This window comes from Bdellovibrio sp. HCB288, from assembly GCF_047305935.1.
Taxonomy (GTDB): domain Bacteria; phylum Bdellovibrionota; class Bdellovibrionia; order Bdellovibrionales; family Bdellovibrionaceae; genus Bdellovibrio.
The window spans coordinates 3,428,999-3,452,677 of sequence record NZ_CP178619.1 but is presented as its reverse complement, the minus strand read 5'-3'; the positions used below and the strand labels follow the sequence as shown (position 1 = coordinate 3,452,677).

The 23,679-nt window shown below is 46.5% G+C and carries 26 protein-coding genes; 16 read left to right on the top strand and 10 right to left on the bottom strand.

Translation table 11 applies throughout. The features are described from left to right. Positions 1 to 3 precede the first annotated feature (3 nt). Complete coding sequence (locus ACLVWR_RS16910) at positions 4 to 1,101, top strand: NADH:flavin oxidoreductase/NADH oxidase (protein ID WP_413581769.1); 1,098 nt, start codon at positions 4 to 6, stop codon at positions 1,099 to 1,101. A gap of 51 nt (positions 1,102 to 1,152) precedes the next feature. Here ACLVWR_RS16910 and gstA read toward each other — a convergent pair whose 3' ends face one another. From gstA to ACLVWR_RS16890, 4 genes are all read right to left on the bottom strand, one after another. Then, positions 1,153 to 1,761: a glutathione transferase GstA gene (gene gstA / locus ACLVWR_RS16905; RefSeq protein ID WP_413581768.1), complete on the bottom strand. Its 609-nt coding sequence runs from the start codon at positions 1,759 to 1,761 to the stop codon at positions 1,153 to 1,155. A 65-nt stretch (positions 1,762 to 1,826) separates the two neighbouring features. Further along, positions 1,827 to 2,051 (bottom strand): hypothetical protein, encoded by a 225-nt coding sequence (locus ACLVWR_RS16900; RefSeq protein ID WP_413581767.1) that lies wholly within the window; start codon positions 2,049 to 2,051, stop codon positions 1,827 to 1,829. An 83-nt stretch (positions 2,052 to 2,134) separates the two neighbouring features. After that, a complete protein-coding gene (locus ACLVWR_RS16895; RefSeq protein WP_413581766.1) occupies positions 2,135 to 2,977 on the bottom strand; it encodes a hypothetical protein in 843 nt (280 codons plus the stop codon). Then, a complete protein-coding gene (locus ACLVWR_RS16890; RefSeq protein ID WP_413581765.1) occupies positions 2,974 to 3,774 on the bottom strand; it encodes a TIGR02147 family protein in 801 nt (266 codons plus the stop codon). The genes ACLVWR_RS16895 and ACLVWR_RS16890 overlap by 4 nt, the downstream gene beginning before the upstream one ends. A gap of 169 nt (positions 3,775 to 3,943) precedes the next feature. Between ACLVWR_RS16890 and mutM the strand changes: the two genes are divergently transcribed. From mutM to ACLVWR_RS16875, 3 genes are all read left to right on the top strand, one after another. Next, on the top strand, positions 3,944 to 4,762 hold the full coding sequence (gene mutM / locus ACLVWR_RS16885) for a bifunctional DNA-formamidopyrimidine glycosylase/DNA-(apurinic or apyrimidinic site) lyase (RefSeq protein WP_413581764.1): 819 nt from the start codon (positions 3,944 to 3,946) through the stop codon (positions 4,760 to 4,762). A gap of 124 nt (positions 4,763 to 4,886) precedes the next feature. Then, positions 4,887 to 5,102: an acylneuraminate cytidylyltransferase gene (locus ACLVWR_RS16880; protein ID WP_340597150.1), complete on the top strand. Its 216-nt coding sequence runs from the start codon at positions 4,887 to 4,889 to the stop codon at positions 5,100 to 5,102. A 503-nt stretch (positions 5,103 to 5,605) separates the two neighbouring features. Further along, positions 5,606 to 8,062 (top strand): acyl-CoA dehydrogenase, encoded by a 2,457-nt coding sequence (locus tag ACLVWR_RS16875; RefSeq protein ID WP_413581763.1) that lies wholly within the window; start codon positions 5,606 to 5,608, stop codon positions 8,060 to 8,062. A gap of 72 nt (positions 8,063 to 8,134) precedes the next feature. Here the strand turns inward: ACLVWR_RS16875 and ACLVWR_RS16870 are convergent, their stop codons facing one another. Next, positions 8,135 to 8,641: a hypothetical protein gene (locus ACLVWR_RS16870; RefSeq protein WP_413581762.1), complete on the bottom strand. Its 507-nt coding sequence runs from the start codon at positions 8,639 to 8,641 to the stop codon at positions 8,135 to 8,137. Positions 8,642 to 8,916: 275 nt separating this feature from the next. Here ACLVWR_RS16870 and ACLVWR_RS16865 point away from each other — a divergent pair, with 275 nt between their 5' ends. Beyond that, positions 8,917 to 9,444, top strand: a complete 528-nt coding sequence (locus tag ACLVWR_RS16865; RefSeq protein WP_413581761.1) for a hypothetical protein — start codon at positions 8,917 to 8,919, stop codon at positions 9,442 to 9,444. On the opposite strand, the gene ACLVWR_RS16860 is transcribed toward ACLVWR_RS16865, so the two are convergent. Next, positions 9,441 to 10,454, bottom strand: a complete 1,014-nt coding sequence (locus ACLVWR_RS16860; RefSeq protein ID WP_413581760.1) for a hypothetical protein — start codon at positions 10,452 to 10,454, stop codon at positions 9,441 to 9,443. The two genes, ACLVWR_RS16865 and ACLVWR_RS16860, sit on opposite strands and share 4 nt — an antisense overlap. Next, entirely contained in the window at positions 10,451 to 11,344 is an 894-nt protein-coding gene (locus tag ACLVWR_RS16855; RefSeq protein ID WP_413581759.1) for a TIGR02147 family protein, read from the bottom strand. Before ACLVWR_RS16855 ends, ACLVWR_RS16860 begins: the two co-directional genes overlap by 4 nt. Before the next feature lie 223 nt (positions 11,345 to 11,567). Between ACLVWR_RS16855 and ACLVWR_RS16850 the strand changes: the two genes are divergently transcribed. After that, positions 11,568 to 11,870, top strand: coding sequence for a hypothetical protein (locus ACLVWR_RS16850; protein WP_413581758.1), 303 nt, complete (start codon positions 11,568 to 11,570; stop codon positions 11,868 to 11,870). Here ACLVWR_RS16850 and ACLVWR_RS16845 read toward each other — a convergent pair. Then, positions 11,848 to 12,675, bottom strand: coding sequence for a hypothetical protein (locus tag ACLVWR_RS16845; RefSeq protein ID WP_413581757.1), 828 nt, complete (start codon positions 12,673 to 12,675; stop codon positions 11,848 to 11,850). The two genes, ACLVWR_RS16850 and ACLVWR_RS16845, sit on opposite strands and share 23 nt — an antisense overlap. 188 nt (positions 12,676 to 12,863) lie before the next feature. On the opposite strand from ACLVWR_RS16845, the gene ACLVWR_RS16840 reads away from it, so the two are divergent. The 7 genes from ACLVWR_RS16840 (at position 12,864) to ACLVWR_RS16810 (ending at position 18,718) form a co-directional block, all read left to right on the top strand. Next, the gene (locus tag ACLVWR_RS16840) at positions 12,864 to 13,910 is read left to right on the top strand and encodes a hypothetical protein (RefSeq protein WP_413581756.1); all 1,047 of its coding nucleotides are present in this window, start codon (positions 12,864 to 12,866) and stop codon (positions 13,908 to 13,910) included. A gap of 7 nt (positions 13,911 to 13,917) precedes the next feature. Beyond that, complete coding sequence (locus tag ACLVWR_RS16835) at positions 13,918 to 14,529, top strand: hypothetical protein (protein ID WP_413581755.1); 612 nt, start codon at positions 13,918 to 13,920, stop codon at positions 14,527 to 14,529. Then, on the top strand, positions 14,526 to 14,972 hold the full coding sequence (locus tag ACLVWR_RS16830) for a hypothetical protein (protein ID WP_413581754.1): 447 nt from the start codon (positions 14,526 to 14,528) through the stop codon (positions 14,970 to 14,972). Before ACLVWR_RS16835 ends, ACLVWR_RS16830 begins: the two co-directional genes overlap by 4 nt. 64 nt (positions 14,973 to 15,036) lie before the next feature. After that, positions 15,037 to 15,705 (top strand): HTTM domain-containing protein, encoded by a 669-nt coding sequence (locus tag ACLVWR_RS16825; protein WP_413581753.1) that lies wholly within the window; start codon positions 15,037 to 15,039, stop codon positions 15,703 to 15,705. An 83-nt stretch (positions 15,706 to 15,788) separates the two neighbouring features. Then, entirely contained in the window at positions 15,789 to 17,183 is a 1,395-nt protein-coding gene (locus ACLVWR_RS16820) for an ABC transporter substrate-binding protein (RefSeq protein ID WP_413581752.1), read from the top strand. A 3-nt stretch (positions 17,184 to 17,186) separates the two neighbouring features. After that, entirely contained in the window at positions 17,187 to 18,122 is a 936-nt protein-coding gene (locus tag ACLVWR_RS16815) for a hypothetical protein (RefSeq protein ID WP_413581751.1), read from the top strand. Then, positions 18,119 to 18,718: a hypothetical protein gene (locus ACLVWR_RS16810; protein ID WP_413581750.1), complete on the top strand. Its 600-nt coding sequence runs from the start codon at positions 18,119 to 18,121 to the stop codon at positions 18,716 to 18,718. Before ACLVWR_RS16815 ends, ACLVWR_RS16810 begins: the two co-directional genes overlap by 4 nt. Here the strand turns inward: ACLVWR_RS16810 and ACLVWR_RS16805 are convergent. Next, on the bottom strand, positions 18,710 to 19,096 hold the full coding sequence (locus tag ACLVWR_RS16805) for a hypothetical protein (RefSeq protein ID WP_413581749.1): 387 nt from the start codon (positions 19,094 to 19,096) through the stop codon (positions 18,710 to 18,712). The genes ACLVWR_RS16810 and ACLVWR_RS16805 overlap by 9 nt on opposite strands. Before the next feature lie 37 nt (positions 19,097 to 19,133). On the opposite strand from ACLVWR_RS16805, the gene ACLVWR_RS16800 reads away from it, so the two are divergent. From ACLVWR_RS16800 to ACLVWR_RS16790, 3 genes are read left to right on the top strand one after another with little or no spacing between them, the layout of a single operon-like run. Further along, positions 19,134 to 20,870 (top strand): FG-GAP-like repeat-containing protein, encoded by a 1,737-nt coding sequence (locus tag ACLVWR_RS16800; protein WP_413581748.1) that lies wholly within the window; start codon positions 19,134 to 19,136, stop codon positions 20,868 to 20,870. Continuing rightward, a complete protein-coding gene (locus ACLVWR_RS16795; protein ID WP_413581747.1) occupies positions 20,867 to 21,658 on the top strand; it encodes an RnfABCDGE type electron transport complex subunit D in 792 nt (263 codons plus the stop codon). The genes ACLVWR_RS16800 and ACLVWR_RS16795 overlap by 4 nt, the downstream gene beginning before the upstream one ends. After that, entirely contained in the window at positions 21,655 to 22,395 is a 741-nt protein-coding gene (locus ACLVWR_RS16790) for a fatty acid desaturase (protein WP_413581746.1), read from the top strand. The genes ACLVWR_RS16795 and ACLVWR_RS16790 overlap by 4 nt, the downstream gene beginning before the upstream one ends. Here the strand turns inward: ACLVWR_RS16790 and ACLVWR_RS16785 are convergent. Further along, a complete protein-coding gene (locus ACLVWR_RS16785) occupies positions 22,381 to 23,673 on the bottom strand; it encodes a hypothetical protein (RefSeq protein ID WP_413581745.1) in 1,293 nt (430 codons plus the stop codon). The two genes, ACLVWR_RS16790 and ACLVWR_RS16785, sit on opposite strands and share 15 nt — an antisense overlap. Between the last annotated feature and the right edge of the window lie 6 nt (positions 23,674 to 23,679).

Genomic DNA, 23,679 nt, shown 5'->3' with positions numbered 1-23,679 from the left:
TTTATGGCGGATTTATTTAGTGAATTTAACTTAAAAAGTTTAACTCTTCGCAATCGTATTGCGGTTCCTCCGATGTGCCAGTACTCGGCGATTGATGGCGTGGCTAATGACTGGCATCTTGCGCACTATACTGGATTGTCTCGCGGTGGAGCAGGTCTGGTGATTGTCGAGGCCACAGGGGTTTCGCCCGAAGGTCGTATTACGCCCGGTTGTTTGGGTTTGTGGAATGACCATCAGGCACAGGAACTTAAGAAAGTGTCTCAGGCAATAAAAGCGGGCGGAGCCGTGGCTGGGATTCAAATAGGTCACGCCGGAAGAAAGGCCAGCGCGAATCTTCCGTGGCAAGGTGATGATCATATTGCAGATGGTGATGGGCGCGGATGGCAGACGATATCTCCTTCGGCGTTGGCATTTGGTGCCAACCTTCCCAAGGTCCCGCGGGAAATGTCGAAAGCCGATATTCAGCGAGTGCAAAATGACTTTGTCACTGCAGCAAAGCGTGCCTTGGACGCGGGATTTGAATGGCTGGAGCTGCATATGGCGCATGGTTATCTGGCGCAAAGTTTTTTCTCCTCTTATGCCAATCAACGTACCGATGAATATGGTGGCAGTGCTGAAAATCGCGGCCGCTTTTTGCGTGAGACCGTGGCAGCAGTTCGTAAGGTATGGCCAGAACATTTGGCATTTACGGCAAGATTCGGTGTTATTGAATTTGACGGACGTGATGAACAAACACTGCAAGAATCCATTTCTTTGGTTAAACAATTCAAAGAGTTGGGTTTGGATATGCTAAATGTCAGCATGAACTTCAGTACACCGACCGCAAAGATTCCATGGGCGCCGGCATTTCTGGCACCTATTGCAGAACGAGTTCAGCGTGAAGCGGGACTTCCCGTGGCCTCCGCTTGGGGGATTGATACTCCGGAGTTGGCTGACAAAGTGGTTCGTGAAAATCAAATGGATTTGGTGATGGTGGGTAAAGCTCATCTGGCGAATCCACATTGGTCTTACAAGGCGGCAATTGAGCTTAAGAAGCAAAAACCTTCCTGGGTGCTTCCGGCTCCTTATGCGCACTGGTTGGAAAGATATACGAATAAATAAAAAAAAGCCCAGGAGAGATCCTGGGCTTTTTACTTTTTAAAGAAAAATAATTTACAGACGAATGCCTTCAGCTGCCACAGCCTCTTTCACTGTTGGGCGCTCGGTCATTGTCGTCATGAACTTCTGTAAAGAAGCATGTTGAGTCATGTCAACGCCAACCAAACCCGTCCAGCGCAGAACATTGTATGCGTAAGCATCAGCCACCGAGAAGTTTTCACCCAGGATGTACGGACTTGTTTCAAGATGCTGATTCAAAACCGCAAGACGCAAACCCAGCTTCGCTTTGATTTGCTCTTTGGTTTCTTCATTCATCACGGCTCCACCAAACAATGAGCCCAGGCCTTTATGGATTTCAGTGGCGATAAAGTTCAACCACTCCATGGCTTTATAGCGTTCCATTGTGCCGAATTTTGGAAGTAGGTTTTTGTCTGGTGCCTGGTCTGCGATCCATTGCAAGATAACCGCACCTTCAGTCATCAAGTGACCGTTAGGCAGTTGCAGAGCGGGGATGTAACCTTTAGGGTTGATTTTTTTGTAGTCGCCACCAGCGTATTCTTTGGCTTTAAGGTCCACTTTAACCAGTTCGAAATTCAAACCGGCTTCGCGAAGTGCAATTTGAGATGCAAGGGCGCAGGCGCCAGGGGAGTAGAATAGATTCATATTGAAATTCCTTTGTTATTGGACGCCGCTATAATGTAACAATGTTAGGTACTGTAGTAAAGAGCCTAGGGCCAATAATAGTAAGCAACGCCGCACAACAAGACGCCGACCACATAGGTATATAGAGTGCTGCTCACAAAAAGCGGATAAAGCATCAAGCTGACGCCCACCCAGATGTTCGGTGAGTGAGATTCACGGCGTCCTTTGCGAAATAAGTAGATTCCAATGATTCCAAATAGCGTCCCGCCGATGAGGGCGCCAACGCTATAGTCCAAACCAAGGGTTTGCATCAGTTCTAGAGGGGAGAGCGGCTGTGAGTATTCATCCATACCTGGATATTATCACAGCAGGCTCCCAGTTTCGGCAAGAGGGATTAGTTGCGCTTGGCGCAGCCAGTGTCCCAATATGCATGAAGGCTGCATTGGGCTGAGCCATTCTTTGGATTTGGGGTGCAGTGGAGTCCAAAGACCGGGTAAATCAATTTATCACGTTCCAATACTGAGTGTCTCGCGATTCCAATGTCTTCCAGAGTTGCGATCACACGTTCAAAGGACTTCTCTGAAAGTTTGGGAGTGAAGTTGCAAAAGAAAAAATCAAAACCCTGGAGATTTGTTCCAGTGCGACATTCAAAGTCACTAATGCTAACGGGTTTAGTGAGTTTTGTTCGCGCGGGTTTTTCCAAAATCGCGTTAATTAAAGTGTCTGAGTGCTGGGGGTTCAAGCTGCGGTTTTCTTTGCAGGCCGGGCGGTATCCCAGGTCCCAATTAATACCGATGTACGCCACATTCATTAGTTGCTGAGAAATCTTATATTGAGTGTCGGCGACACGAGCCAGACCCAGAATTTCATGCAGGACAAGCTGATGCTTTTGTTGTTTGGACTGTCGGCCCCAAGAATCACCATAAAATTCAATTCGATTCACGTCCGGATAGTTGATCGCATCCACCAGCGAGCCGTCTAAACGAAGCTGCTTGTCGGAAACAACGATTGTTGTTTTCTTAAATAGTTCGACCACAGGTTTTACGACTAAAAACTTGCCCGTTGAAAGTTTGATTTCTTTGCGCAAATTGAGGCGATCCAGAATTTGCACGCCGATATCAAAGAATTCGGAGGCCTGGGAGTTGCCACCGTTGCGTGTGCCGAAAGAATCATCTCCACCGGCCATGGTTTGCAAGGGCAATAGAAACAAAAACAGAATCAGAACCAGGTTTTTCATTTCAGATCCTCGGTCAGGCGGAACAATTGAATGCCCATATGATAGACGTGTTTTTTCTCTTGGCGGCTTGCGGCAAGCCGAATGATTTTTTGAAAGCACTCTTCCATAATCTCTGCGGCCTTGGGCAGATCCTGCTCATCAAAGGCCAAGGTTTCAGAGCCCACAAATTTTTCCAGTGCAGTTTGTGTTTCAAGCGAATTAAGGGCTTTGTTGATCATCTGACTGTGGAATTTACGAAGGGCTTCGTGCTTGGGTGCATCAGCGACCAATTGAGCCGTTCCGCATTTTGGAATTCCGTTTTCATCCTTAATCAGCAGTCCCAGTCTGAACAATCTATCGACGGCCTCAGAAGCCAGGGGCGTGGTGATGCCCAGTCTTTTTGCGATGGTTTCAGGTGTGATCTCCGGCTTCGTCGTCTTGGTCATCTTCATGATGGCCAGATGGTACCAGTCAGAAATAAGATTGAAGATATCCAAATCAATCTTTTGCGGTTTTTCCGCAGGAGTAAGGGAGAAAATTGTTTCCAGAAGTTCTGTGCGGGCATCATCGGACTTTACAGAGTCTAATTGGACCAACGCCATGAAGTAGTCGGTTTTCTTTTTGTTGAATTTAAGCCCTTTGGCGATTTCCAGCGCACGTTTTCCAGAAAGATTTCTTTTCCCGTTCAATATGGACGAGAGCATGGCTGAGGAGAGGTTTAACTGCTTTGCCATGGCACGCATCGAGTATTGGTCGTTGTCCTTGATACGCGCGTCAAGTTCCTGTTTTAAGAGCTGTCTGTAAGTGATAGTAACCATGCCCAGTTGCATAACAAAGGCAGTTTAAAGATTCATCTCAAAAGTGAAATGAACTTATAGTAATGCGAGGCGCCCATCCGCTTACAGATGTAAGCGAAGTTCTAATACCTGAAATTTAAATTGTTTGCTAAAAGCCCTCTTTACGAGGGATTTTTTTAGGGGAGTGGTTATGCCGGAATTGCCAGAGGTTGAAGTTGTGCGCCAAGGACTTGAAAAGATCCTGAGCAAACAACCAACACTTGAAAAGATTGAACTGAAGCGTCCTGATTTGCGTGACCCTATTCCTTTGAAGCTGTTGAAGACTCTAGTAGGACAGAAAATTAAAAAGGTTGAGCGTCGTGCGAAGTATCTTTTGTTGTGGACCGACAAGGGCGGAATGCTTTCGCACTTGGGAATGACCGGTACTTGGCGCGTGGCCCCACCAGGGGATGAGCGGCTGCATGATCATATATATCTTCATTTTTCCGGTGGCTTGCGCTTGGCCTACCGCGACCCGCGTCGTTTCGGAATTTTTGACTTTGTGGCGGCCCACGATGGTGCTGCGCATCCAAGATTGCGTGTTTTGGGGCCTGAACCCCTGAGTGCTGAATTTTCAGGCGAAACGTTGTGGCAAAGTTTGCGCAACAAGGAGGTCGCGTTGAAGGTTGCGATCATGGATCAGAAAGTTGTCGTAGGGGTTGGGAACATCTATGCCAGCGAGGCGCTTTTTGCGGCAAAAATTAAGCCTTCTTTGCCGGCAAAAAAACTCTCTCTTGAGAGAGCAAAATTGCTGGTTAAGGAGATCCGTAGAATCCTTGCTGACAGCATCGCAAAAGGTGGTTCTTCCATTAGTGATTTTGCTCAAACTTCAGGCGAAAGTGGTTACTTTCAAAATACCTTCAAAGTCTATGATCGGGCGGGTTTGCCCTGTGTTGTTTGCAAACAACAGATCAAGTCCAAGGTTATGGGTGGACGAAATACTTTTTGGTGCAACCACTGCCAGAAATAATTTTTAAAATTTCGTTGCTAAGCCATAATAATTTTGTGTAACTTAGCCCTTAGTCGAGATTAACAAAAAAATCAGATAAGCCAATTACGGTAAGTCTGGAATTTATTTACGAAGGGACACAACAATGAAAGCTATCGTTATCGCAGCTTTGCTAGCACTTTCTTTCACAACTGGTTTCACTTGCTCTAAAAACCAACCAGCTGAAACTACAACTACTGAAGCAGCTCCAGCTACTGAAGCTACTCCAGCTGAAGGCACTGCAGTTCCTGCAGCTGACGCTACTGCTACTCCAGCAGCAACTGAAGCAGCTCCAGCAGCTCCAGCGGGCGAAACTAAGTAATTAGTTTTCTCTTAGTTGAGACGAAAAAGCCAACCGAATAGGTTGGCTTTTTTTTTGCCTTGCGGGCTGATGAAAAAGGCCCATCTGACTGCGTTGGAGGGGGCCGTCCTCGCTCCGACGTACATTAAGTACGCCTGCGCTGCGGGCGGCCCCCTCCGCCTTGCATCTGGACCTTTTTGATCAGCCCTCGTGTTTGTCGGGTTTTTGGCTGGCCCTTTGGGCGCCGCTGTTGTTTGGCTGGCCGTCGCCTTTGGCGACTTAGCGCCGCTTTGGGTGCGGCTTACAGCCGCTTTTGGGGCTTTGCTGACGGGGGAGTTTTGGGTGGGGTATTGGTCATTTTTTGCCGAGGGAATCTCTTGAGAGTTGGTTGGAATTAGAGTTGGGGCTCTGGTTTTGACAGTACTTAAGCCCGCGTATTTGTTAGGAATTATTCGAAGTTCTCTTGCTTGCCCTCGGATTTAGGAGTGTAATTAATGGGGTAAGCAATAATAAGGAGAATCATCGTGGATTCAATCAACTCGTTGTATGGGTATTTCTTAGAGTGTTGCACTTGGGCTTGGGTTTTGGGCTCGATTGTGGCGCTTTTGTTTGTTGGCTTCTTTGGAAGTCCTTTGATCGTGTGGACGATCGTTTTGGCAGCTATCATGGTGGGCTTTGCGGCTCCGATGTGGCTTTGGATCGTGTTCGCTGTTGTGGCGGTGATCTTTAACGTTCCGCCGATTCGTACGGCACTTGTTACTTCAGGTGTGTTCGCGATCTTCAAAAAGTTCCAGTTCCTGCCGAAAATTTCTGACACCGAGAAAGCCGCACTGGATGCGGGTGTGGTGTGGGTGGAGAAAGATCTTTTCTCTGGTAAACCAAACTTCCAAAACTTGATGAATGAGCCTTACCCGGATTTGACGGCTGAGGAAAAAGCGTTCATGAACGGTCCGGTTGAAACTCTTTGTAAAATGATCGACCACTGGGAGATCTACAAAACCAAAGATATTCCTCAACCAATTTGGGACTATATCAAAAAAGAAAAATTCCTGGGCATGATCGTACCTAAAGAGTACGGTGGTCTTGGATTCTCGGCGCTGTGTCACTCTGAAGTGATCATGAAGCTGTCATCACGTTCTATCGCGGTTGCGATTCAAGTGATGGTTCCAAACTCATTGGGTCCTGCAGAGCTTTTGGCTCACTACGGTACTGATGCTCAGAAAAATCACTGGTTGCCTCGTTTGGCTGAAGGGAAGGAAATCCCTTGCTTCGGTTTGACAGAGCCAAATGCAGGTTCTGATGCAGGTGCGATCGTTTCTGCGGGTGTTCTTTTCAAAGACACTGACGGTAAAATCAAAATCAAATTGAACTGGAATAAACGTTGGATCACTTTGGCTGCGATCTCTTCTGTGATCGGTCTTGCGTTCCGTTTGCGTGACCCGGAAAATCTTTTGGGTAAAGGCGAGGACCTGGGCATCACTTGTGCTTTGATTCCTTCCAATACACCGGGCGTGGTTCTTGGTAAACGTCATGATCCACTAAATACTCCGTTCTACAACTGTCCTACACACGGTAAAGACGTGGTGGTTGACGCTGAAGACGCTATCGTTGGCGGTCTTGCGAACGCTGGTAAAGGTTGGATGATGTTGATGGAGTGCTTGGCTGCAGGCCGTGGTATCTCTCTTCCAGCTCAGGCAACAGGCGGAACGAAATTGGCGGCTCGCGTGACTTCTGCACATGCAGTGGTTCGTCGTCAGTTCGGTGTTTCCATCGGTAAATTTGAAGGTGTTGAAGAACCTTTGGCACGTATTGGTGCTGCGGCTTACACACTTGAAGCGATGAGAAAGTACTGCTTGGGTGCCCTAGATAAAGGTATCAAACCAGGCGTTATCACAGCGATGCAAAAATACTATACGACTGAAATGGGTCGTAAAGTGATCATCGATGCGATGGACATCATGGGCGGTGCGGGTATCTCCATGGGACCTCGTAACGTACTTGCTGAAATCTATATCGCCACTCCAATCGGTATCACGGTTGAAGGTGCAAACATCATGACTCGTACGTTGATCGTATTCGGTCAAGGTGCTCTTCGTGCGCATCCATTTGCATATGCTGAAGTAAAAGCATACGAAGCAAATGATCTGAAAGGTTTCGACCGTGCCTTCTTCGGTCATATCGGTCACATCATCCGTAACACGTGCCGCGCGATCTTGTTGTCATGCTCTCGTGGTTACCTGGCTTCCACTCCAGACTGTCATCCTGAAATGAAAGTGTATTTCCGTCGTATGTCATGGACATCTGCTACCTTCGCATTGCTATCTGACGTAGCGATGGGTGTATTGGGTGGTTCTTTGAAAATGAAAGAGAAAATCACAGGCCGTTTCGCAGATATCCTGGCTCATATGTATATCGCAACTGCGATCCTTCGCCGTTTCGAAGCAGAAGGCCGTCGCGAAGAAGACCTGGCTTTTGCTCACTACAATTTGAAAATGTGCATGGTTGAAATCCAAAAAGGTTTCGACGGTATCTTTGACAACTTGAAGATCCCAGGTCTTCGTTGGTTCTTCAAAGGTTGGATCGGTGCTTGGTCTCGTATCAACTCCATCGGTTCCCAGGCTTCTGACGGTTGGACTCACGCTATCGCTGCTGAAATGATGAAAGAGGGCGGCATCCGTGATCGTTTGACGGATGGTATCTACCTTCCAAAAGAACGTGACCAAGCCATCGGTCGTTTGGATTACGCATTCACAGTTTCTTTGCGTGCTGAAGCGGCTGAAAAGAAAATCAAAAAAGCGATCCGTGACGGCGTTCTTCCTAAGAAGAAAGCTAACATGCTAATCGACGATGCTTTGGCTAAAAACGTGATCAACGCCGAAGAAGCTGGCTTGATGAAAGAAGCTGATGCTGTACGCTACGACGCGATCCTGGTGGATGAGTTCACTGAAGAGCAATACCATGCTAACAAAGTGATCCGCTAGTTGCTAAGATAGCTGAAAAACGAAAAACCCCGGTCTATAAAACCGGGGTTTTTTATTTGGCGGAAGTAGATTTTAGCGTGCTGCTTTTTTAGCCGTCTCTTTTACGTCGATGGACGCATTGATTTGGCCGTCGCAGAAGTCGTTGCCGCAAGCGTTGCGCATTTTGTGGTCTTGAACATAAAGTTCAGTTGCGTCGATGGTTTTAGTAACTTTCAGCATGCCACCTTCGTCTCTGTAAGTTACATAGCTAATTTCAAATATTCCTGGAGCAACACGTTTAGCTTCCAGGCCGTGGAATACATCATTAGCTACAAGGAAAGAGGCTGAAAGGTTGCCCATCTCGGCGTTGCTGTTATAAGTAAGATAAACTGTGCTTCTTGGGCTCATGTCCGTGCTCAAGCCAAGGTCAGTTACAACAACAGTCACTTTTCTGCGCACGCTGTCTTTTTGGGTGTCAGCAAGGCGAATAGCCTGGTCAACGAAGTCAGGTGTGATTTTGTCTTCAGTAGGTGCAAGAGGTGCGGCGTGAGAAATAGCGGCTGTAGACAAAGCGATTAGGAACATAACGATTTTTTTCATTTGAAACTCCTTTAGTTAAAAACTGTGTTCTTGTTATGGGCCAGTTTGTAACAAAGTATCTTTCGGAATGAAATAGGGTGGTGACCACGGGGCACCACTAAACAATTCACCATGACGGAATTTTAAGAATCTCTGATTGGTGACCGATTTAATTCGAATTGGACTGAGTTTACACACTGGAAAAACTTCATGAATGATTGTTGGCAAGGCCACTGGAGTGCGCCCCAAAAGCTCACTACGATTGTATCTTTATCGGAGGTGCTAAGGTGGCGTGTTTGGCGAAGGTACTTGTGGTGGTAAGTATTCTGTTTGTTACGGGGCAGGTAAAAGCGGATCTGCAGATCACGGCAAACACCAATGTTTGGGCCGTGCCGTCGACCTCTAAAAGTTGCAAAGCATGGAAGCTGAATAAGGAAGAGAATGACGTTTCGTCCAAGTACATAAATCTCGGCAATCTTAGTTTTCTATGGTCAGATAGTGTTCTGGATTTGCAAATCAAAGAAATCAGGGTGTCCTTGCGGGATCCAGTTTTGAACGGCGGGGAATACCTTTGCCGGGTTTCTGGAGAGGATCTGAAGTACCTTGGGGAGGGTGATTGGATGACAGTCAGAAAGGCCGCCAGCCATCAGTATACTTATGTCGCAACCGACTGCCCGATGTTGTGTGGTGGTATTCAATTCCAAAAAGACGTTGCGGCGACGATCAATGGTAAGATCGAGGTCATAGGCGCCGTTAAAAATGAAGGAAGATTGGAAGAGCGTGTTTACGGCCTCCCAATCACGGTCGATAATCTGGAATTTTAGCGCGGATTCAGTACGCTAAGAATCTGCTGCTCCATGGTTCGTTTCAAATAGTCAATTTGCAGAATAAGCTTACGGAAGTCGGATTCCGGGGTGTTTTGATCCAGAACTGGAATTTCCAGGTCGTTCCGTACTGTGAGCTGGAACGACGGATTCACTTCCATATTGTTAAAAAATATCAAGTCGAGGGTTCTGCCAGAACCATTGTGAAGTTCGTCCAGCTGTTTGCGGATCTCTTGATGGGCGGGTTTACGCCAATAGGCTTTACTGGCTTGTTCGATATAGTTCAGGCGAAGCAGGATGTCTGGCGCGTAGTTTGCTGATTTCAATAAAACCGGATAATTGCCAAAACTGTATTCAGAATAGCGGGTGATCTTCTGGCGGAGCTCAGAAGCATAACTGGTAATTTCCTCAGACAAGCGTTCTTTGTCGTTCCAGGTATCCTCGAAAATGGAATAAGGATTGTATAGAATGAAGTCGTCCACGGGAGGTCCTTCAACTGCAACCGGATATCCCAGGATGCTGATGTACTGGATGACCAGCTGTTGCAGCTGGTTCGCCTGGTTTTCGTCAAAGCCAATTAAATGCGAATACTCATGAATCATCAGGGCCAGAATCTGATTTCTATAGTTATCTGTATAGAGTTTGTTTTTCAACTGCAGGACGCTGACGCAAATTTTCGGTTTCGGTGAGGCGTAAGCGACAGCATCTTTTTTGCTGACACCATCATGGCACGCATCTTTGGTGAGTAATTCGACAGGTGTGGTTTGAATAAGTGAAACCAGGGATTTCTTTTGTTCCAACGTCAGGTGCTTGATGTTTTCGTTGGAAATCCAGGAGTTCAGCAGCAGCTGCGCCTCCGTTTTGGTTTTGAAAACGGCTTGAAGCAAAGCCTCCTCTGATACAAAAGATCCAGTTTGGGTGTCTCCGCCGTTGCCAATTCGAACGGTGTTTGCCTGTGAATGAATGGACAGAAGTGCGCTGGCCAGCAGCAAGGATTTAATTAATTTCATAATTGAATCTCCAGTTCTTTATTTTCCTTGCGGGTTTGCGATGTCGGTGTCTCAAGGCCCGTGGTTATGATTTTGGAGGTTGTTGGAATGATATTTAAATTCATTTGATAAATACGTGAGCCTGCAGGATTTTTTGAATTGTACTTTTTGATCAGGATGTTTTGAAACTGCTCTATGTCCTGTTGAATCTCTTTGTATTCCTCTTCGGTCATTGTCATCAAAAGAGCGCTGAATGAACGCTCCGACGCCGGTAGGGTCAGCGATTGCTCGGCTTCCTTGAGGCTTTTAAGATGGAAGGCGCGAATGGCTTCGTGGCTGACTTGATTGGAGATCTGCAAATCCTTGTGGCTGCTTTTCCAGCTGTCAGTGGTTTCGTCGAAAGAGGCCAAACCGCAGTCTTCAATGTTTTCCAGAATTTCCAGTGCTTCACCTTTGGATATTTGCATGGTTTCAGCGATAAAGTCCAAAGTGCAGATGACGGTGTCCAGGCTTAAAAGTAAATGAGCCCTTGGCGTCTTGGGGTTTGATAGAAATTTGTAGATGTTGCGGATTTCGGCTCCGATATTTCCCTTATTCAAACGAACAATCTGGGCGAAGTGATATTCCTTAAGCTGTATGGTGTCGGCGTGTGTATAGAGTACCAAGTGTTCGAAATACTCTGATTCCGAAGCATTTAAGTGCAGGGAGCGGGCAACCTGGGAGATGGAATCCACACCTAGGTTTCGCTGTCCAAGCATTACAAGGCGGATGAAGCTGCGGCTTTTAAACCCACATTGCAGTGTCCAGGTGCCGTAAGAGAACCCTTTTTTGTGCTCTTTATTATAGGAGTACCAGTCCTGCAGGAACAGGCGGTAGTCTATATAATTAAGAAGTAAGGGTTTTACCTTCATATGTATTCCGAATCTTTGTGAAATATGCAGCCGGAATACACCACGGAATGCAGTTGTTTGCAAATTGAAGCTGCAAGTGAATGTAATTATTGCTGTATTCAGTTTTGGAATACAGCAAGTGTGGATTTGTGATGTAAGAAACTTGTGAAGTCAGAATACGAAGAGTAGATATGCGGGTGTTTGAAGTGAAACTTTAAAACCCATAAAAAAATAGGAGAATTCCGTGAAATCTATCATCACTTTCGCAGCGATCCTGGTAATGTCCTCTTCCGTATTTGCAGCGGGTGCAAAAGTCGAAGACATCGCTAAAAAACTTAAGAACGAAGACACAAGAACTATAATCAAAGTGGTTGAAAATAACCACGGCAGCCCATGCCTGCCTGAAGGTAAGTCTTATATTGTAGAGCTTCAGGTTAAATATGCGGATTACGACCGATTGAATAATAAAATGATCTACACATGGAGAACTGCAAAATCCATCAACGTGGATCTTTACGGCAGCGTTATGGAAGTTTGCGGAGAGTAATGGTTTTGTTGCTGGTCGCGCGAAGCGACCAGCAGACATGCCAGATGATCCCGATGGCAATATAGTGCGGATCATAAACATAAGACAAAATATTTAAAGCTTGAGGGTTTTGGTAATACCAAACTCCGACAACCTGAATGGGCACCCAGAAAACGGCAATCTCCAGCGCGGCTCGTTTGGGGCCCTTGCTTGAATTTCTGACGGTGTATTCATACCAATCGAAAAAGTGCACCAATGCGGTATATGTGATCAGCGCACTGGATCGGGCCTTGAACTCTCCTAAGAAAAGTAAAACCGTGAGCAGGGTCAGAAAAAGCAAATGCTTTTGAAAGCGGCTAGTTCCATTTTTGTGAATTGCAAGACTGCTTATTAATACTAATATGGTGCAGCCCAAAAATAAGTAACCCCACAATCCAAAATCCGCCAGATGCAGTGCTAAAATCGCCAGGGGCAAAACTAATAATTCCGGCAATCGCTTCAGCGAATAGGATGTCCCTTCAAAAAAGTGCTCATCCAGGGAGAAGTGAATCACAAATAATAGTTGCGAGACGATGGCGACGATCAACTGGGTCCTGGTGCCTGCGGGGCCCAGCAATAACAAAAGTGCCAGAAGTCCAAGCAGGGCCATTGCTACAAACAGTGGATTGCGGTTGGTCTGTGCACGTTTGTAGAAACCGTGAATACCGTGCGCGACAATAAGCGGACCGCCAATCGCTGAGAACATCACGTTGGGCGGCAGCAGAAAAACAGCTGCCAAGGCCAACAGGCGTGTTAGAAAAAATATCCAAGTATTCTCGAGTTTCATTCAATCATTCTGTGTTGCTCTATCGTTGCAGTCATTGCTATTGCTGAATTCGCAAATATAAGACGTGGTTGTCTTTAAATTTGAAAATTGAACGCAACTGAGAACAACGCATAGCAGGGTTGTGTTTCCTAGCATAAATGGAAACAATCTAACTTCAAAAGAAATTTTAAAGCGATAGGTTATTCGGTATGTTTTGGATTTTAATACCTTTGCTCTTTAAGAGCCTTTTTGTATTGGCGCAACCCACTTACAACACGGGAGCTTTTTGGCGCGCCATAGACACCGCCAATCCCACTTGCACGATCACTTCAGCACTTTCAGGTTGGCGCAGTTTTTCAGCAGAGACCATCAACTTCAATTGTAGCGATGACTATCGAGTCGCCAAGGCCGAGTGTCGTCTTAACGGCGGGGCCTGGGCTAATTGCACAACTTTGACCTCCTATACTTCACCAACGTTGGCGAATGATACGACTTATACTTTTGAAGTGCGAGCGACTGACTATTTCGGCAAACAATCGTCAGTGGGCGCAGCTCAAACGCGCACCTGGTCTGTGGATTTGGCAACACCATCAGTTAGTATCACCAGTTGGACAGGAACTAATACGGGCTCTTCGAGGATTTATTTTTCGGGAACTGACAATGAGAGCGGCGTAGCAGGTTATCAATGCTCCATTGATACGGGCACAGCATCGTGGGTGGCCTGTTCTGGATCTTATTTGGAGGCTACAGGTAGTGCCGGTGTGACCTACTATTTCCGGGTTATCGTGACCGACAATGTAGGACGGGTGAGTGGTCAAGTGACCACCAGCTGGCGCAATGGAAATTGGGGCGGCTGGAGTGGTTGTTCTGTTTCCTGTGGTGGCGGCAGCATGACTCGCGCTTGTAACAATCCTTCGCCATCGGGAAGTCCGCCGGGGATGGGGTGCAGTGGTATTTCCTCGCAAGCATGCAACACCCATTCTTGCTGTACGGCTGCCAACAACACTTCGAATATGTGTCCTGGAAATTACTATACGCTGCAAGCTTACAACAATTCGAATCCTTCTTGTCCCACGCCTTATACGCAACCACCAGACGGTACCGGTGCTGCAAAAGTTGATTCAGATCCGGCAGTACCAGCGGGTGGGGTTGTTTCTTGTGCCAGCGGTTCCATATCTCGCTCCAATTTGCAGTCTTCTGAGGTCTGCGCTAAAGAGTGCACAACCTGGTATACGGCAACATGTAGATGTAATTAGGTGGATTATGTACGAAACGGTAGAAGTCACCTTCAGTTATGCTGGAAATCGCGATTACCTGGATATCACCCAGATTACGGGTGTGATTTGGGATGCGCTTTTCCATAAGTATCAAATTCAAAAAATTCAACAAGTGCATTTTAAACTTGTCAGTCCGCTGTTTCGCCAAGGGCGTTTGGAGGAGATCGATCCATCTCAATCACCGCAAGATGCCGCCGTGGTTTTACGTTTTACCGATGAAGAAAACCGACAGCGGCAGTTTGTGGTCTACTCAGATCGCACACCGATTGTCGCGCGTTTCCCTGAGGAATTCAGTGAAGACGAGCATTTTCAAATTTCCAAGGATTCTGTCAGATACAGTGGCGGATACCACCATCCCAATCGACTGGTGTATTTAATTACCAAAATGTGTCGCGCCCATGTGGTTCGCTATCTGCAGGCGATTAAGCCCCAGGCCGTACAGTTTTATATTCCGACTTATGATTTGGTAAAGGATCCAGTTGAGGAATTCAAATTTGAAGTTCGTCCCTGGGGACGACCGCGCCATGGATTTCAGCGCTATAACTTCACCCGTGACGGGCAGAATTATGGCTATGGATATGCGAGGTTCCAGACGTGATGAGATCTTCCGGGCGTACCATCTTCTGGCTTTTGTTAATAGCAGGCATTTGGCGAATCGCTTTGCAGTTTGTATTGCCCCGGGTAGAAACCCGAAGGGTGGCGGTGGGTCCTTTTGCCCATGCCTTTATCGGGGATGGACATTTTCAAAAAATTCACTGCGAAGTGCAGACGCCTCGCGGACTGGAAGTGGTGTCCCTGGAAAAAATCAACAATGAACGTTCTTTGTTATTGAGTGAAATTACTGTGCGCAGCTATTGGGCCGCCGTTGAAGGGTTTGTTTTACCCCCTGAACGGCAGCGCATTCTAAAGAAAATGTTTTGCGATGAAAACATTGCGGCTCAGTTGAAGTTGCCTGAAGGAATTCAAAAAGTATCCCTGTGGAGGGAAGCCCGCAGTCTTTTCCCAGAAAGGTTAGAGCAAATTGAAATACAATGCCTCTAATATTTTTCTGACCGGAAAGTTTTTATTAAGCTTTGCGCTGTTGTGGGATTTTAGCAGGGTCCTGGTGGATCGTGCTAACTGGGCGCTGTGGAACTGGGAAGTCGTGTCGTTGATCTGTGCGATGACGGTGGTATTGGCGGGCATCGGTCTATTTTGGGAGTTTCAGCGGCGATTCATAGGTCTGCTTTGTTTTACGGGCTTCCTGATTTTTTATTTTTTAAATCCGGCATCGATTTCTGTCGCAACGGGAATGGTGGGGTGGTTGTTGCTTTGGATTATTGCGCAACCCCGGAATGCCAAATGGAATGATTCTGCATGGAATTTTCATCCGTGGTCGCAGGAAGTGCTTTGGATTGTTATGGGTATTACCTATGCCGATGCCGGTTTGGCAAAATTGCTTCAGCCGCTGTGGTTCCAAGGGCAGGCGTTGGAATCGATTGCGCAAGTGGGACCTTCCATGGTTCCGGGTTTTGGCAGAAAGATAATGGCAGAGAGCAGTTTGATTGCGAAAGCTGCCACGTGGGCTGCGATGGCGGTGCAGTGTGGGGCGATAATGCCCATTTTCTGGAAGCGAAGTCGTATTTTTTTCTGGTGGGCCCTAACGTTGATGCATCTATCGATTGCCGGTTTATTTGTGTTGCAGGTATTGCCGGTTTACATGCTGGCCTGTCAGGCGTTGATGTTTGATTATAATTTTCTTCCTCAACTGAAAGCAAAGAGAGTTTTGGCGTGAAGAGTTTAGTAGTAGTTTTATCATGTGTTTTGCTTCTGAGTTCCTGTTCCTGGTTTCAAAGAAGGCAGTCGATTGCAATCGGCATGTTTACAATCCCAGAAAGTCTGGATCCGGTTCAGGCCGATCTTAATCCCGAGACAACGATCATTAGATTATTGCATCAATCCCTTTTCAATTTTACGGTGGACTCCAAGACCGGGGAATTCCGGATTGAAGCTGCCGTCGCCGAACTTCCCTCGGTTCAGGGAAAAAAAGTTCTTATCAAAATTAAAGATGGCGCAAAGTTTAACTTCCTGTCTGGAGAACAGAAAACTGTAAGAGACATTGATGCCGAAGATCTTGCGGCAACGCTGTTGCGAGTTGCAGATCCCAACTCACATTCCATTGTCAGTCAGGATCTCGAAGGCATTGTGGGACTTCAGGAGTGGAAAAAGCTTTCGCCGGAAGACCGGCGTATGAAGTACCCAAAAGGTATTTCATTTCCAGATAAAAAGACTTTGCAGGTTGAACTTAAAACTGCAAATCCGTTTTGGTATCAAGTCCTGGTAAAATCACAGTTTTTGATTCTTCCAAAGGAGGTTTATCAAAACAAGGAATTCACCTCCTGGCTAAAAGGGACGGGAGAGTTTCATATTGTCGACCAGAATGAGATTTCGGTGACGATCGCGAAAGACGGTAAAGATTTAAAACTTCAGTTCCTGGGTAAGCAACTCAGTAGTCAGCAGCTTTTTGATGCCGATAAACTGGATGTCTTGTTTGTGCCGGAAGGCGTTCGCCTGGGGGATTTCAAGTTTTCTGTTTTCACCAAAGAACTTGAGCGCCAGAAAGGTGTTTTGTTAGTCGGTCCCGCACTAAACCTGGGATACCTAAGACTTTCTACTCAGTGGATGAAGAATAGTTCTGATGGCAAACAACGTATCTCGCAAGGACTGCGCCGAGAGGAGATCGTCAATGCTTTGCTTCCGATGACTGGAAAACCGATGTTGGAGGTCGTTCCAGGGGTGGTTGGAGCCTCTACGGATTCAATGGCTGTTAAGAGTGGTAAACCTTTAAATTTACGTCTGGGGTTGCCTGATATCGGTGAAGCCCGCTCGTTTGCTGACGCTATTACAAATCAGTTGGCGCGTCAGGGGATCACCGTGCAAAGCCAGTTTTTGCAACCTGAGTTACTGGAAAAAGAATTCGCTCTTGGACGGATTGACATGATTTCCCAGTATTGGGTTATGGATGCTCCGGACTGGGCAGGATATATGAGCTTCTTGGATATCGGGTCTGCGGGATTGACCGCTAAATGGAATCAAGCCATCACTAAAGGTAGTCTGCCAGAAGCTTTGCAAGGCATGAACAATTCACTGCGAACAAATTCAGGATGGATTCCATTGGCTTCTTCAAGTCGTATGGTGATTCACAAAAAAAATATTCAGGGTCTGCGCTTTGATGGTTTGTTTGTAGACTTCAGTCAGGCACGAATTGAATAAATTATGAAATGGTTGTTCAGTCTTCTTATTCTGATTGTTATCGTGGTCGCAGGCGACCAGGTGTTGTTGCGTTGGTTGAATCAGGAAAGTCTGGATAAAGCCATCGTCGACTATCAGAATCTTTTGCTGGATTCCCAAAAATCAGATGTGTCGGGAATCGTTTATCAAAGACAAATGATTCTGGCAAAGAACGGCCTGACCAATCAATTTCGTGAAAACACACCGAAAGCGCCCGGTGAATACAGAGTTTTAGTTATGGGAGGCTGGCCGGTTCTGGGTTTGGGGCTTAAACCCTGGGAAGGGTTGGCTGAAAGCTCGGCTTACGCTTTAAACCAGTCCTTGTCACAAATTGCTGCTAAAAACCCGGTAAAAAATATTTCTATTTTAAGCGTTGCTCGCGGAGGTATTTCTTTGCAGGGGCAGATTTCTGCATTTGAAAGCCTGCAGGGCGAGTATCAGTTTGATCAGGTGTTGATCGTTTTATCGCCGGATCTGTTGTTGGAACAAAAAGTCCCGGTGGATAAAATTGAACTCAGTCAAGCGAGCGGCCTTCTGATGACGTGGCAGCTGATGCACCTAAAACCCCAGCAGATTTTAGTACCCCCTGAAACTTCAGCAGAGTTGTTTTCTGATACGAGCATGAGCGTCTTACGAGACACTCTGGCTCGTTTCAAGGGCGAGATTGCTCCAAAATATCAGGTGGATTCGGCCGTGCTGATTGCACCCTTGTTTGGAATGGTATCGGAATTGGAAGATGCCATGCGAAGGTCTTTCATTCGTACAGCAGACGAAGCGGGGTATTTGACGGGGACTTTGTCGCTAAAAGGTGTCGCTTCCCCCAGTTATGACAAAAATATTTTACTTCCGACAATATCAGCATCGCATACCTTTGCTGAGCAAATTAAAAACTACTATATGCGAAGAGGGATACGTCAGTGAAAACTTGGCAAGAATATATTCCAAAAAAGAAATGGATGATGGGATTGATTTTCTTAGGCGGAATGCCGAATCAGCCGCAATCGCATTTTTCCTCCAGTCCGATGGCAGCTTTAAGAATTCCAGGCCCACTGACTGCGCAGCCGGTATTTTCCAGTAAGACTGCGGAAATCTATCTGTCGCGGATGAATCTCGCACAAAAACTGTTTTCAGTCGCAGCGGCAGTTCCGTCCGGAGTGGATGCTGAAATCACACCTGACCTTTACCGTTGCATGACCCAGCAGACGCGGGAATTGGGTAAGATGATTGATCTGGATCCCAAGAAGCTTTTGCCAAGAAGGATATTTATGACCTTCGTGGAAACCTTTGATGAGGCAGGGGCTGCGAACTGCACGTCCATGACCAATCGAATTGATAAAAATGCGATTCAATTTTTAGTGTGTTTTGATCATTCCCGTATGAACAGTTGTCGGGCATTGACTGTGGATGATTTCAAAAAGGAACTTAAGAATGTCGAGACCCAAACAGCAGAACGTGAAAGCGCCCATGGGGAATTTGTTAAAGCCATGGATACACTTCTTAATAAGGTTTCAAACTGAGCGGGTCTTTTTGTGAATCACGTAAAGGCAGATCAGATTAAAAACTGTTATTAAAATTGGAACAGGAAAGAATGCACCGGCGTCTTTAAACATGCGAAGGGCAATATAGGAATCATTCAGTCCGGTCCATAGTAAAAGGACTAAAAGCTGCCACCAGATTTTGCGGGTGGAGTTTTGCGAGGCTGCCTGACAAAGAAAGTACCAGGCTCCAGCGAATCCGACGAGGGTTGAGACATTCAGATGAACGGAAAAAAGAAATCTGTAAGGCAGTGGTTGTGGTAGGTAGACGGCTCCCAGATAAACTGCAGACAAAAAAGGGCCCAAGGCCGAGTAGCCCATCCAGGAGTAAAGTCTTTGCGGAGTCAGATTGTTTTTCATTCTTAAAGTTTAGAGAGAATCAGAGGAAAGTGCAAAAATGAATTTCAAATGGAAGGAAAGTTTAAAGGGGCCACTGATTGCCATTGTCATTCTGGCAGCGGGCTACTTTTTATTTAAGCACAGACTGACGATTCAAACTGCAAATGCCCTGGAAGATGTTTCTTTAAAAGCCCTGGATAGCTCTTGGTCCCAAGGGTGGCATCCACAAAAAGCCCAGGTGGATTGGAAAGTGAAACATGTTGCCGCTTACCTAAGCTCCGGCGGAACTTCCGTCGCAGTTGCCGACGTGAATGGCGATGGTTACATGGATCTTCACTTTACGGATCCCGGTGGTGATCCCGCGGGTAAGCTTTATTTAAACAATCAAGGTCAGGGATTCACTCTGCAGAACGAGCGCATTCACTTGTTGCCCGAAAAGTCTGTTATTAACAGATCCGCTATTGTGGATCTGGACGATGATGGATATCTGGATTTGTTTTTACTGGGATTTTGCCCGCGCATCGCCTGGGGTGGTTCGAACGGAATATTTCAAGAGACAAATCAACAGCCCTTGGGGTGTGGAACTTTTGGAACCGGTTTTAATTTGGCTGATCTGGACGGGGATGGACGTTTGGAGGTTCTGATTGCTCCGTATCTTGATTTGGATTTTTTCGGAGACCTTCAAGATACGAATGTCATGCCTACGAATTTCAGTCATGCGATGAATGGAACAAAGCCGTTGGTGTTTCGCCGTACGGGGCGCTCTTTTCAGCGGATTGTTACTCCTATTCAGCATCAAGGGTGGGCTCACTCCCTGGCTGTATGGAGAATGCCCAATTCCAAAGACACCCTTCTTTGGTTTGCAAATGATTATGGCGTAGACAGAACTTACTTTGTCAGTCCCAAAGGAGTGATGGCTGAAGTTTCTGATTCTATGATCACCGATGCTTTCAGTCGCAATGGTATGAATTCGGAAATCGTGGATTTGGACGGGAATGGCCGACCTTCTGTTTACGTCAGTCAAATTTATCTGGGGGCACAAAAGCTCGCCGGGAATATGTTTTGGCGCTGGTCGGGCGGTCAGGAATTCGTGAATAAAGCATCAGACATGGGAATTCATCGTTGTGGCTGGTCTTGGGGTGCCAAGTTTTTTGATATGGAAAATGATGGAGACCTGGATCTGTTTGTCGGGAATGGTTTCTTTGCCGGAGAAGTTCCGGGGAAATCCTATTGGTACTTTTTGAACGTGATGGATGCCGCAGACAAACATGTTTTAAGTGATGCACTTCGCTGGCCTGCAATCGGTGGGGGCAGTCTGTCTGGAGAAGAGAAAGCGTGTCTTTTTGTAAATGACAATGGCCGCTATAAGAATCGCAATCAGGACGTGAAAGACCTAGCTGACTTTACCGCCAACGAACGAGGCGTGGCATTGGTGGATTTGGATAATTCCGGCAGACAAGCCTTGGCCACGGTAAGTTGGGAGCAAGGACCCCGTATTTATCGGTGGGAGGGGGCATTCGGTTCCTGGATTGGTTTTGATCTGCACCAGTCCGCACCTAACAAAGCTGCCTGGGGAGCATCCGTTATTTTGAAACTCGCAGATGGCAGAACAATGGGGCGACAAAAACAGCCACTAAATGCCTATGCCGCGCAATCAGATGCGCGCTTGCACTTTGGTTTGGGGAAGGGCGATTACTCTGAAGGAATAGCCGCCCTGATAACCTGGCCGGATGGAACCCAGATGGAATTAAAAAATCTAAAAGTCGGCGAATATCATTCGGTGGTGAAACCATGAAATGGTTCAATCTAAAAGATCCGCGCGTTCCTATTCTGATTTTTCTTTTAAGCTTTGTTGCCTATGCTTTACAGTCACCAGGGTTTGTCAGAACTCCTTGGCAGTTTGCCGGATCCTTGCTGACATCCCTGGCTGTGGACTATGCTTTGATTCGTCTTTATAAAAAGACAAATTTCTTTCCCTTAAGTGGATTGATATCTTCACTGGGCTTCTTTTTACTTTTGGATAGTCCCTACGTGTGGCCATATATAGTCGGTGCCGCCTTGATGAATATCTCCAAGCACTTTTTTACCGCCTATGACCGCCATATTTTTAATCCGAATAATTTCGGTCTGGTGGTCATGGTGTTTTGTTTCCCAATGGCTGCGACAACGACGGCAGGTCGCTGGGGTGGTGGGACCGAGCTTGCGTTCATACTCATAGCTTTGGGTTTTTATGCCGCCTACCGCGCGCAGCGCTGGGTGTTGTCAGTGACGTATATCTCGGTATTTTTTCTAGGCGCTTTACTGCGGGCTCATTTATTAAAATTAACTCTCGCTCCACTGCTGGCTCCGATGACGGGGGCGGCATTTATTTTGATTTCTTTTTATATGATGACCGATCCTGCGACTTCGCCGAGAAGTAAAAAATTGCAGGTTTTGCAGGGTGTGTTTATTGCTTCATTGGATACGTATCTGCGCATGCAGCAGTTCAAATACGCACCTTTCGTGACGGTGTTTGTGGCCTGTGCATTGTATTCCAGTCTGCGCTTTTTGGATCAACCCAGACGGGAACTTGCAAAGCCGTGAAAAAGATCATCGTGCGATTTCTTCATCCCGCTGTGTTCTTAATTCTATTATTGATGGGAAAGATCGATTTAGAACTTTGGCCGTGGACCTTGCTGGCCTTTTTCTTGTTCTATGTTGTGGGACTTGAAATTGGGATGCATCGCTACTATTCCCATCGAAGTTTTGAAATGGCACCTTGGAAAGTTTCTTTGATTACCGTTTTAGCTTTGGGTGCCGGGACGGGAAGTCCCATGGTCTGGGCGGGTCGCCATCGTAAGCATCATGATAAGTCGGACACTTCGGAAGATCCTCACTCCCCAGAACACTTAGGATTTTTCAGGGTTCTGACCTTGACGGTCTTTGGAACTAAAATTGAAGGCCGTTACGTGCGGGACTTTGTTAAGGATTCCCGTCAGCAATTTTTGCATCGCTATTACACGGAAATCTTAGTGGTGTCCGTGGTGTTGTGGGCGACTCTGGCGCCGGGCAGTTGTGCTATGCTGTACTGCTTGCCGGTGGAGCTGGCGCGCCTTGCTTCGGGTGCGATCAATGCGTTTGCCCACTCGCCCAAGTGGGGAACGGTGTTTTATGATCGCAACGATCGCAGTCGCAACTTAAGTGGACTGATTGGTAATGCTTTCGGAATCGGGCTTCATCACAATCATCATGACAGACCACAGGAATATCGTCAGAATCATCGTGAAGGTGAGTACGATCTGAGTGGCTGGATTATCGAAAGATTTTTAAAATCCAAATAGATAAGCAAAATATTCTAGCGGAGAGGCGGTGGCGCCGGTGTTGTGCAAGGTTAAAAAGCCATACATCAACACGGGAGTTAAAAATAAACTTGCCACGAATATTCTTAATATACCCAATACCCGAGGTACGGAATTTTTCTTGGAAGGTCTGAGATACAGCATAGTCAGGGAGAAAAAAACCACCAAGCATAGGTATACGGAGCGATTTACCACAACATGGTAAAGGCTTGTTCCCGGAATGGTTACATCACGATTGATGATATACATCAGTCCAAATATCGGCACACTGAAAGAAATGGCACAGGCGGTTCGCAGTTTGCGATGTTTGATGAATGAAAAACTTTTGATCAAAGGTCGATAGAGCAGAATTAATATCAACCGATTTAAGTAATGCATAATTTTGGACCAGCTTTCTGCAAGCTTTGCATCTGTAAATACCATGGCCCCTAAAGGCAGGTGATACCCACTCAAGCGGGCAAAACCCACGGCCGTATTGGCAAGTCCCGCGGTCTTGATGAACATCCAATAAAGTTTTGCGATCAGGGAAGCCCAGCGCATGGGGACTGACATTTCGGCATGAATAAATTCGGTCATTTTAATTGGAAATTTCATGATCGGAAGATGTTCCGTCATATCAGCAATCCAAAGACACAGAATGCCGCTGGCCAAGATCAGTAAAGAACGTCGGGTGGTGCTGTCATTTTCTACGAGGTCAGAGTAGACCGAATGCAGCTCTTGAGATCCAGCTCCGATGGGGATGCCTCCGAAAAGATTTACATTCCATGACGGGCTGGAAAGAACACTTTCGGTAATAATATTTCCGGTTGCGGGAAATATCGATATCCACAAAAAAGGCCAAAGTAGCCATTGTAGATTCATGGCCATAGGGGCGACATCGCCACGTATTAAGTAGATGACTGTTTCAAACAGAGCAAAGATAAATAGAACGCGCCATAGAGGTTGGCGAACTAGCTTTCTTGCCACCCATAAGATGGTCGTTGCTATAACCAGCGCAATCACATAATACGCAATGGTAAAAGCCATTTCAAACTGACCAGGGGTTTGCATCAAAGCGGCGGGGGCGGCTAAGTAAAAACAAGAATGCCCAAAGGAGGCAATCAGCAAACTTGCGAATTGTTTTTCCCGCCAGAAGAAATAAGAAAAAATCGGAATTAAAATCCATGGTGAACTAAGGGCCGAGCCGGGCCACTTGATGAATATGATAATCCACAGGCTAAGTGTAATTAGAAAGAATAAAATTCGGCGGCCAAGGCTCATGCCTTA

Coding starts and splice junctions, on each gene's coding strand:
- ACLVWR_RS16800 (WP_413581748.1), top strand. CDS start 19,134: ATGAATTTCAAATGGAAGGAAAGTTTAAAGGGGCCACTGATTGCCATT.
- ACLVWR_RS16910 (WP_413581769.1), top strand. CDS start 4: ATGGCGGATTTATTTAGTGAATTTAACTTAAAAAGTTTAACTCTTCGC.
- ACLVWR_RS16880 (WP_340597150.1), top strand. CDS start 4,887: ATGAAAGCTATCGTTATCGCAGCTTTGCTAGCACTTTCTTTCACAACT.
- ACLVWR_RS16870 (WP_413581762.1), bottom strand. CDS start 8,641: ATGAAAAAAATCGTTATGTTCCTAATCGCTTTGTCTACAGCCGCTATT.
- ACLVWR_RS16845 (WP_413581757.1), bottom strand. CDS start 12,675: ATGAAACTCGAGAATACTTGGATATTTTTTCTAACACGCCTGTTGGCC.
- ACLVWR_RS16795 (WP_413581747.1), top strand. CDS start 20,867: ATGAAATGGTTCAATCTAAAAGATCCGCGCGTTCCTATTCTGATTTTT.
- mutM (WP_413581764.1), top strand. CDS start 3,944: ATGCCGGAATTGCCAGAGGTTGAAGTTGTGCGCCAAGGACTTGAAAAG.
- ACLVWR_RS16785 (WP_413581745.1), bottom strand. CDS start 23,673: ATGAGCCTTGGCCGCCGAATTTTATTCTTTCTAATTACACTTAGCCTG.
- ACLVWR_RS16805 (WP_413581749.1), bottom strand. CDS start 19,096: ATGAAAAACAATCTGACTCCGCAAAGACTTTACTCCTGGATGGGCTAC.
- ACLVWR_RS16900 (WP_413581767.1), bottom strand. CDS start 2,051: ATGCAAACCCTTGGTTTGGACTATAGCGTTGGCGCCCTCATCGGCGGG.
- ACLVWR_RS16840 (WP_413581756.1), top strand. CDS start 12,864: ATGTTTTGGATTTTAATACCTTTGCTCTTTAAGAGCCTTTTTGTATTG.
- ACLVWR_RS16835 (WP_413581755.1), top strand. CDS start 13,918: ATGTACGAAACGGTAGAAGTCACCTTCAGTTATGCTGGAAATCGCGAT.
- ACLVWR_RS16860 (WP_413581760.1), bottom strand. CDS start 10,454: ATGAAATTAATTAAATCCTTGCTGCTGGCCAGCGCACTTCTGTCCATT.
- ACLVWR_RS16890 (WP_413581765.1), bottom strand. CDS start 3,774: ATGGTTACTATCACTTACAGACAGCTCTTAAAACAGGAACTTGACGCG.
- gstA (WP_413581768.1), bottom strand. CDS start 1,761: ATGAATCTATTCTACTCCCCTGGCGCCTGCGCCCTTGCATCTCAAATT.
- ACLVWR_RS16815 (WP_413581751.1), top strand. CDS start 17,187: ATGAAATGGTTGTTCAGTCTTCTTATTCTGATTGTTATCGTGGTCGCA.
- ACLVWR_RS16820 (WP_413581752.1), top strand. CDS start 15,789: ATGTTTACAATCCCAGAAAGTCTGGATCCGGTTCAGGCCGATCTTAAT.
- ACLVWR_RS16895 (WP_413581766.1), bottom strand. CDS start 2,977: ATGAAAAACCTGGTTCTGATTCTGTTTTTGTTTCTATTGCCCTTGCAA.
- ACLVWR_RS16855 (WP_413581759.1), bottom strand. CDS start 11,344: ATGAAGGTAAAACCCTTACTTCTTAATTATATAGACTACCGCCTGTTC.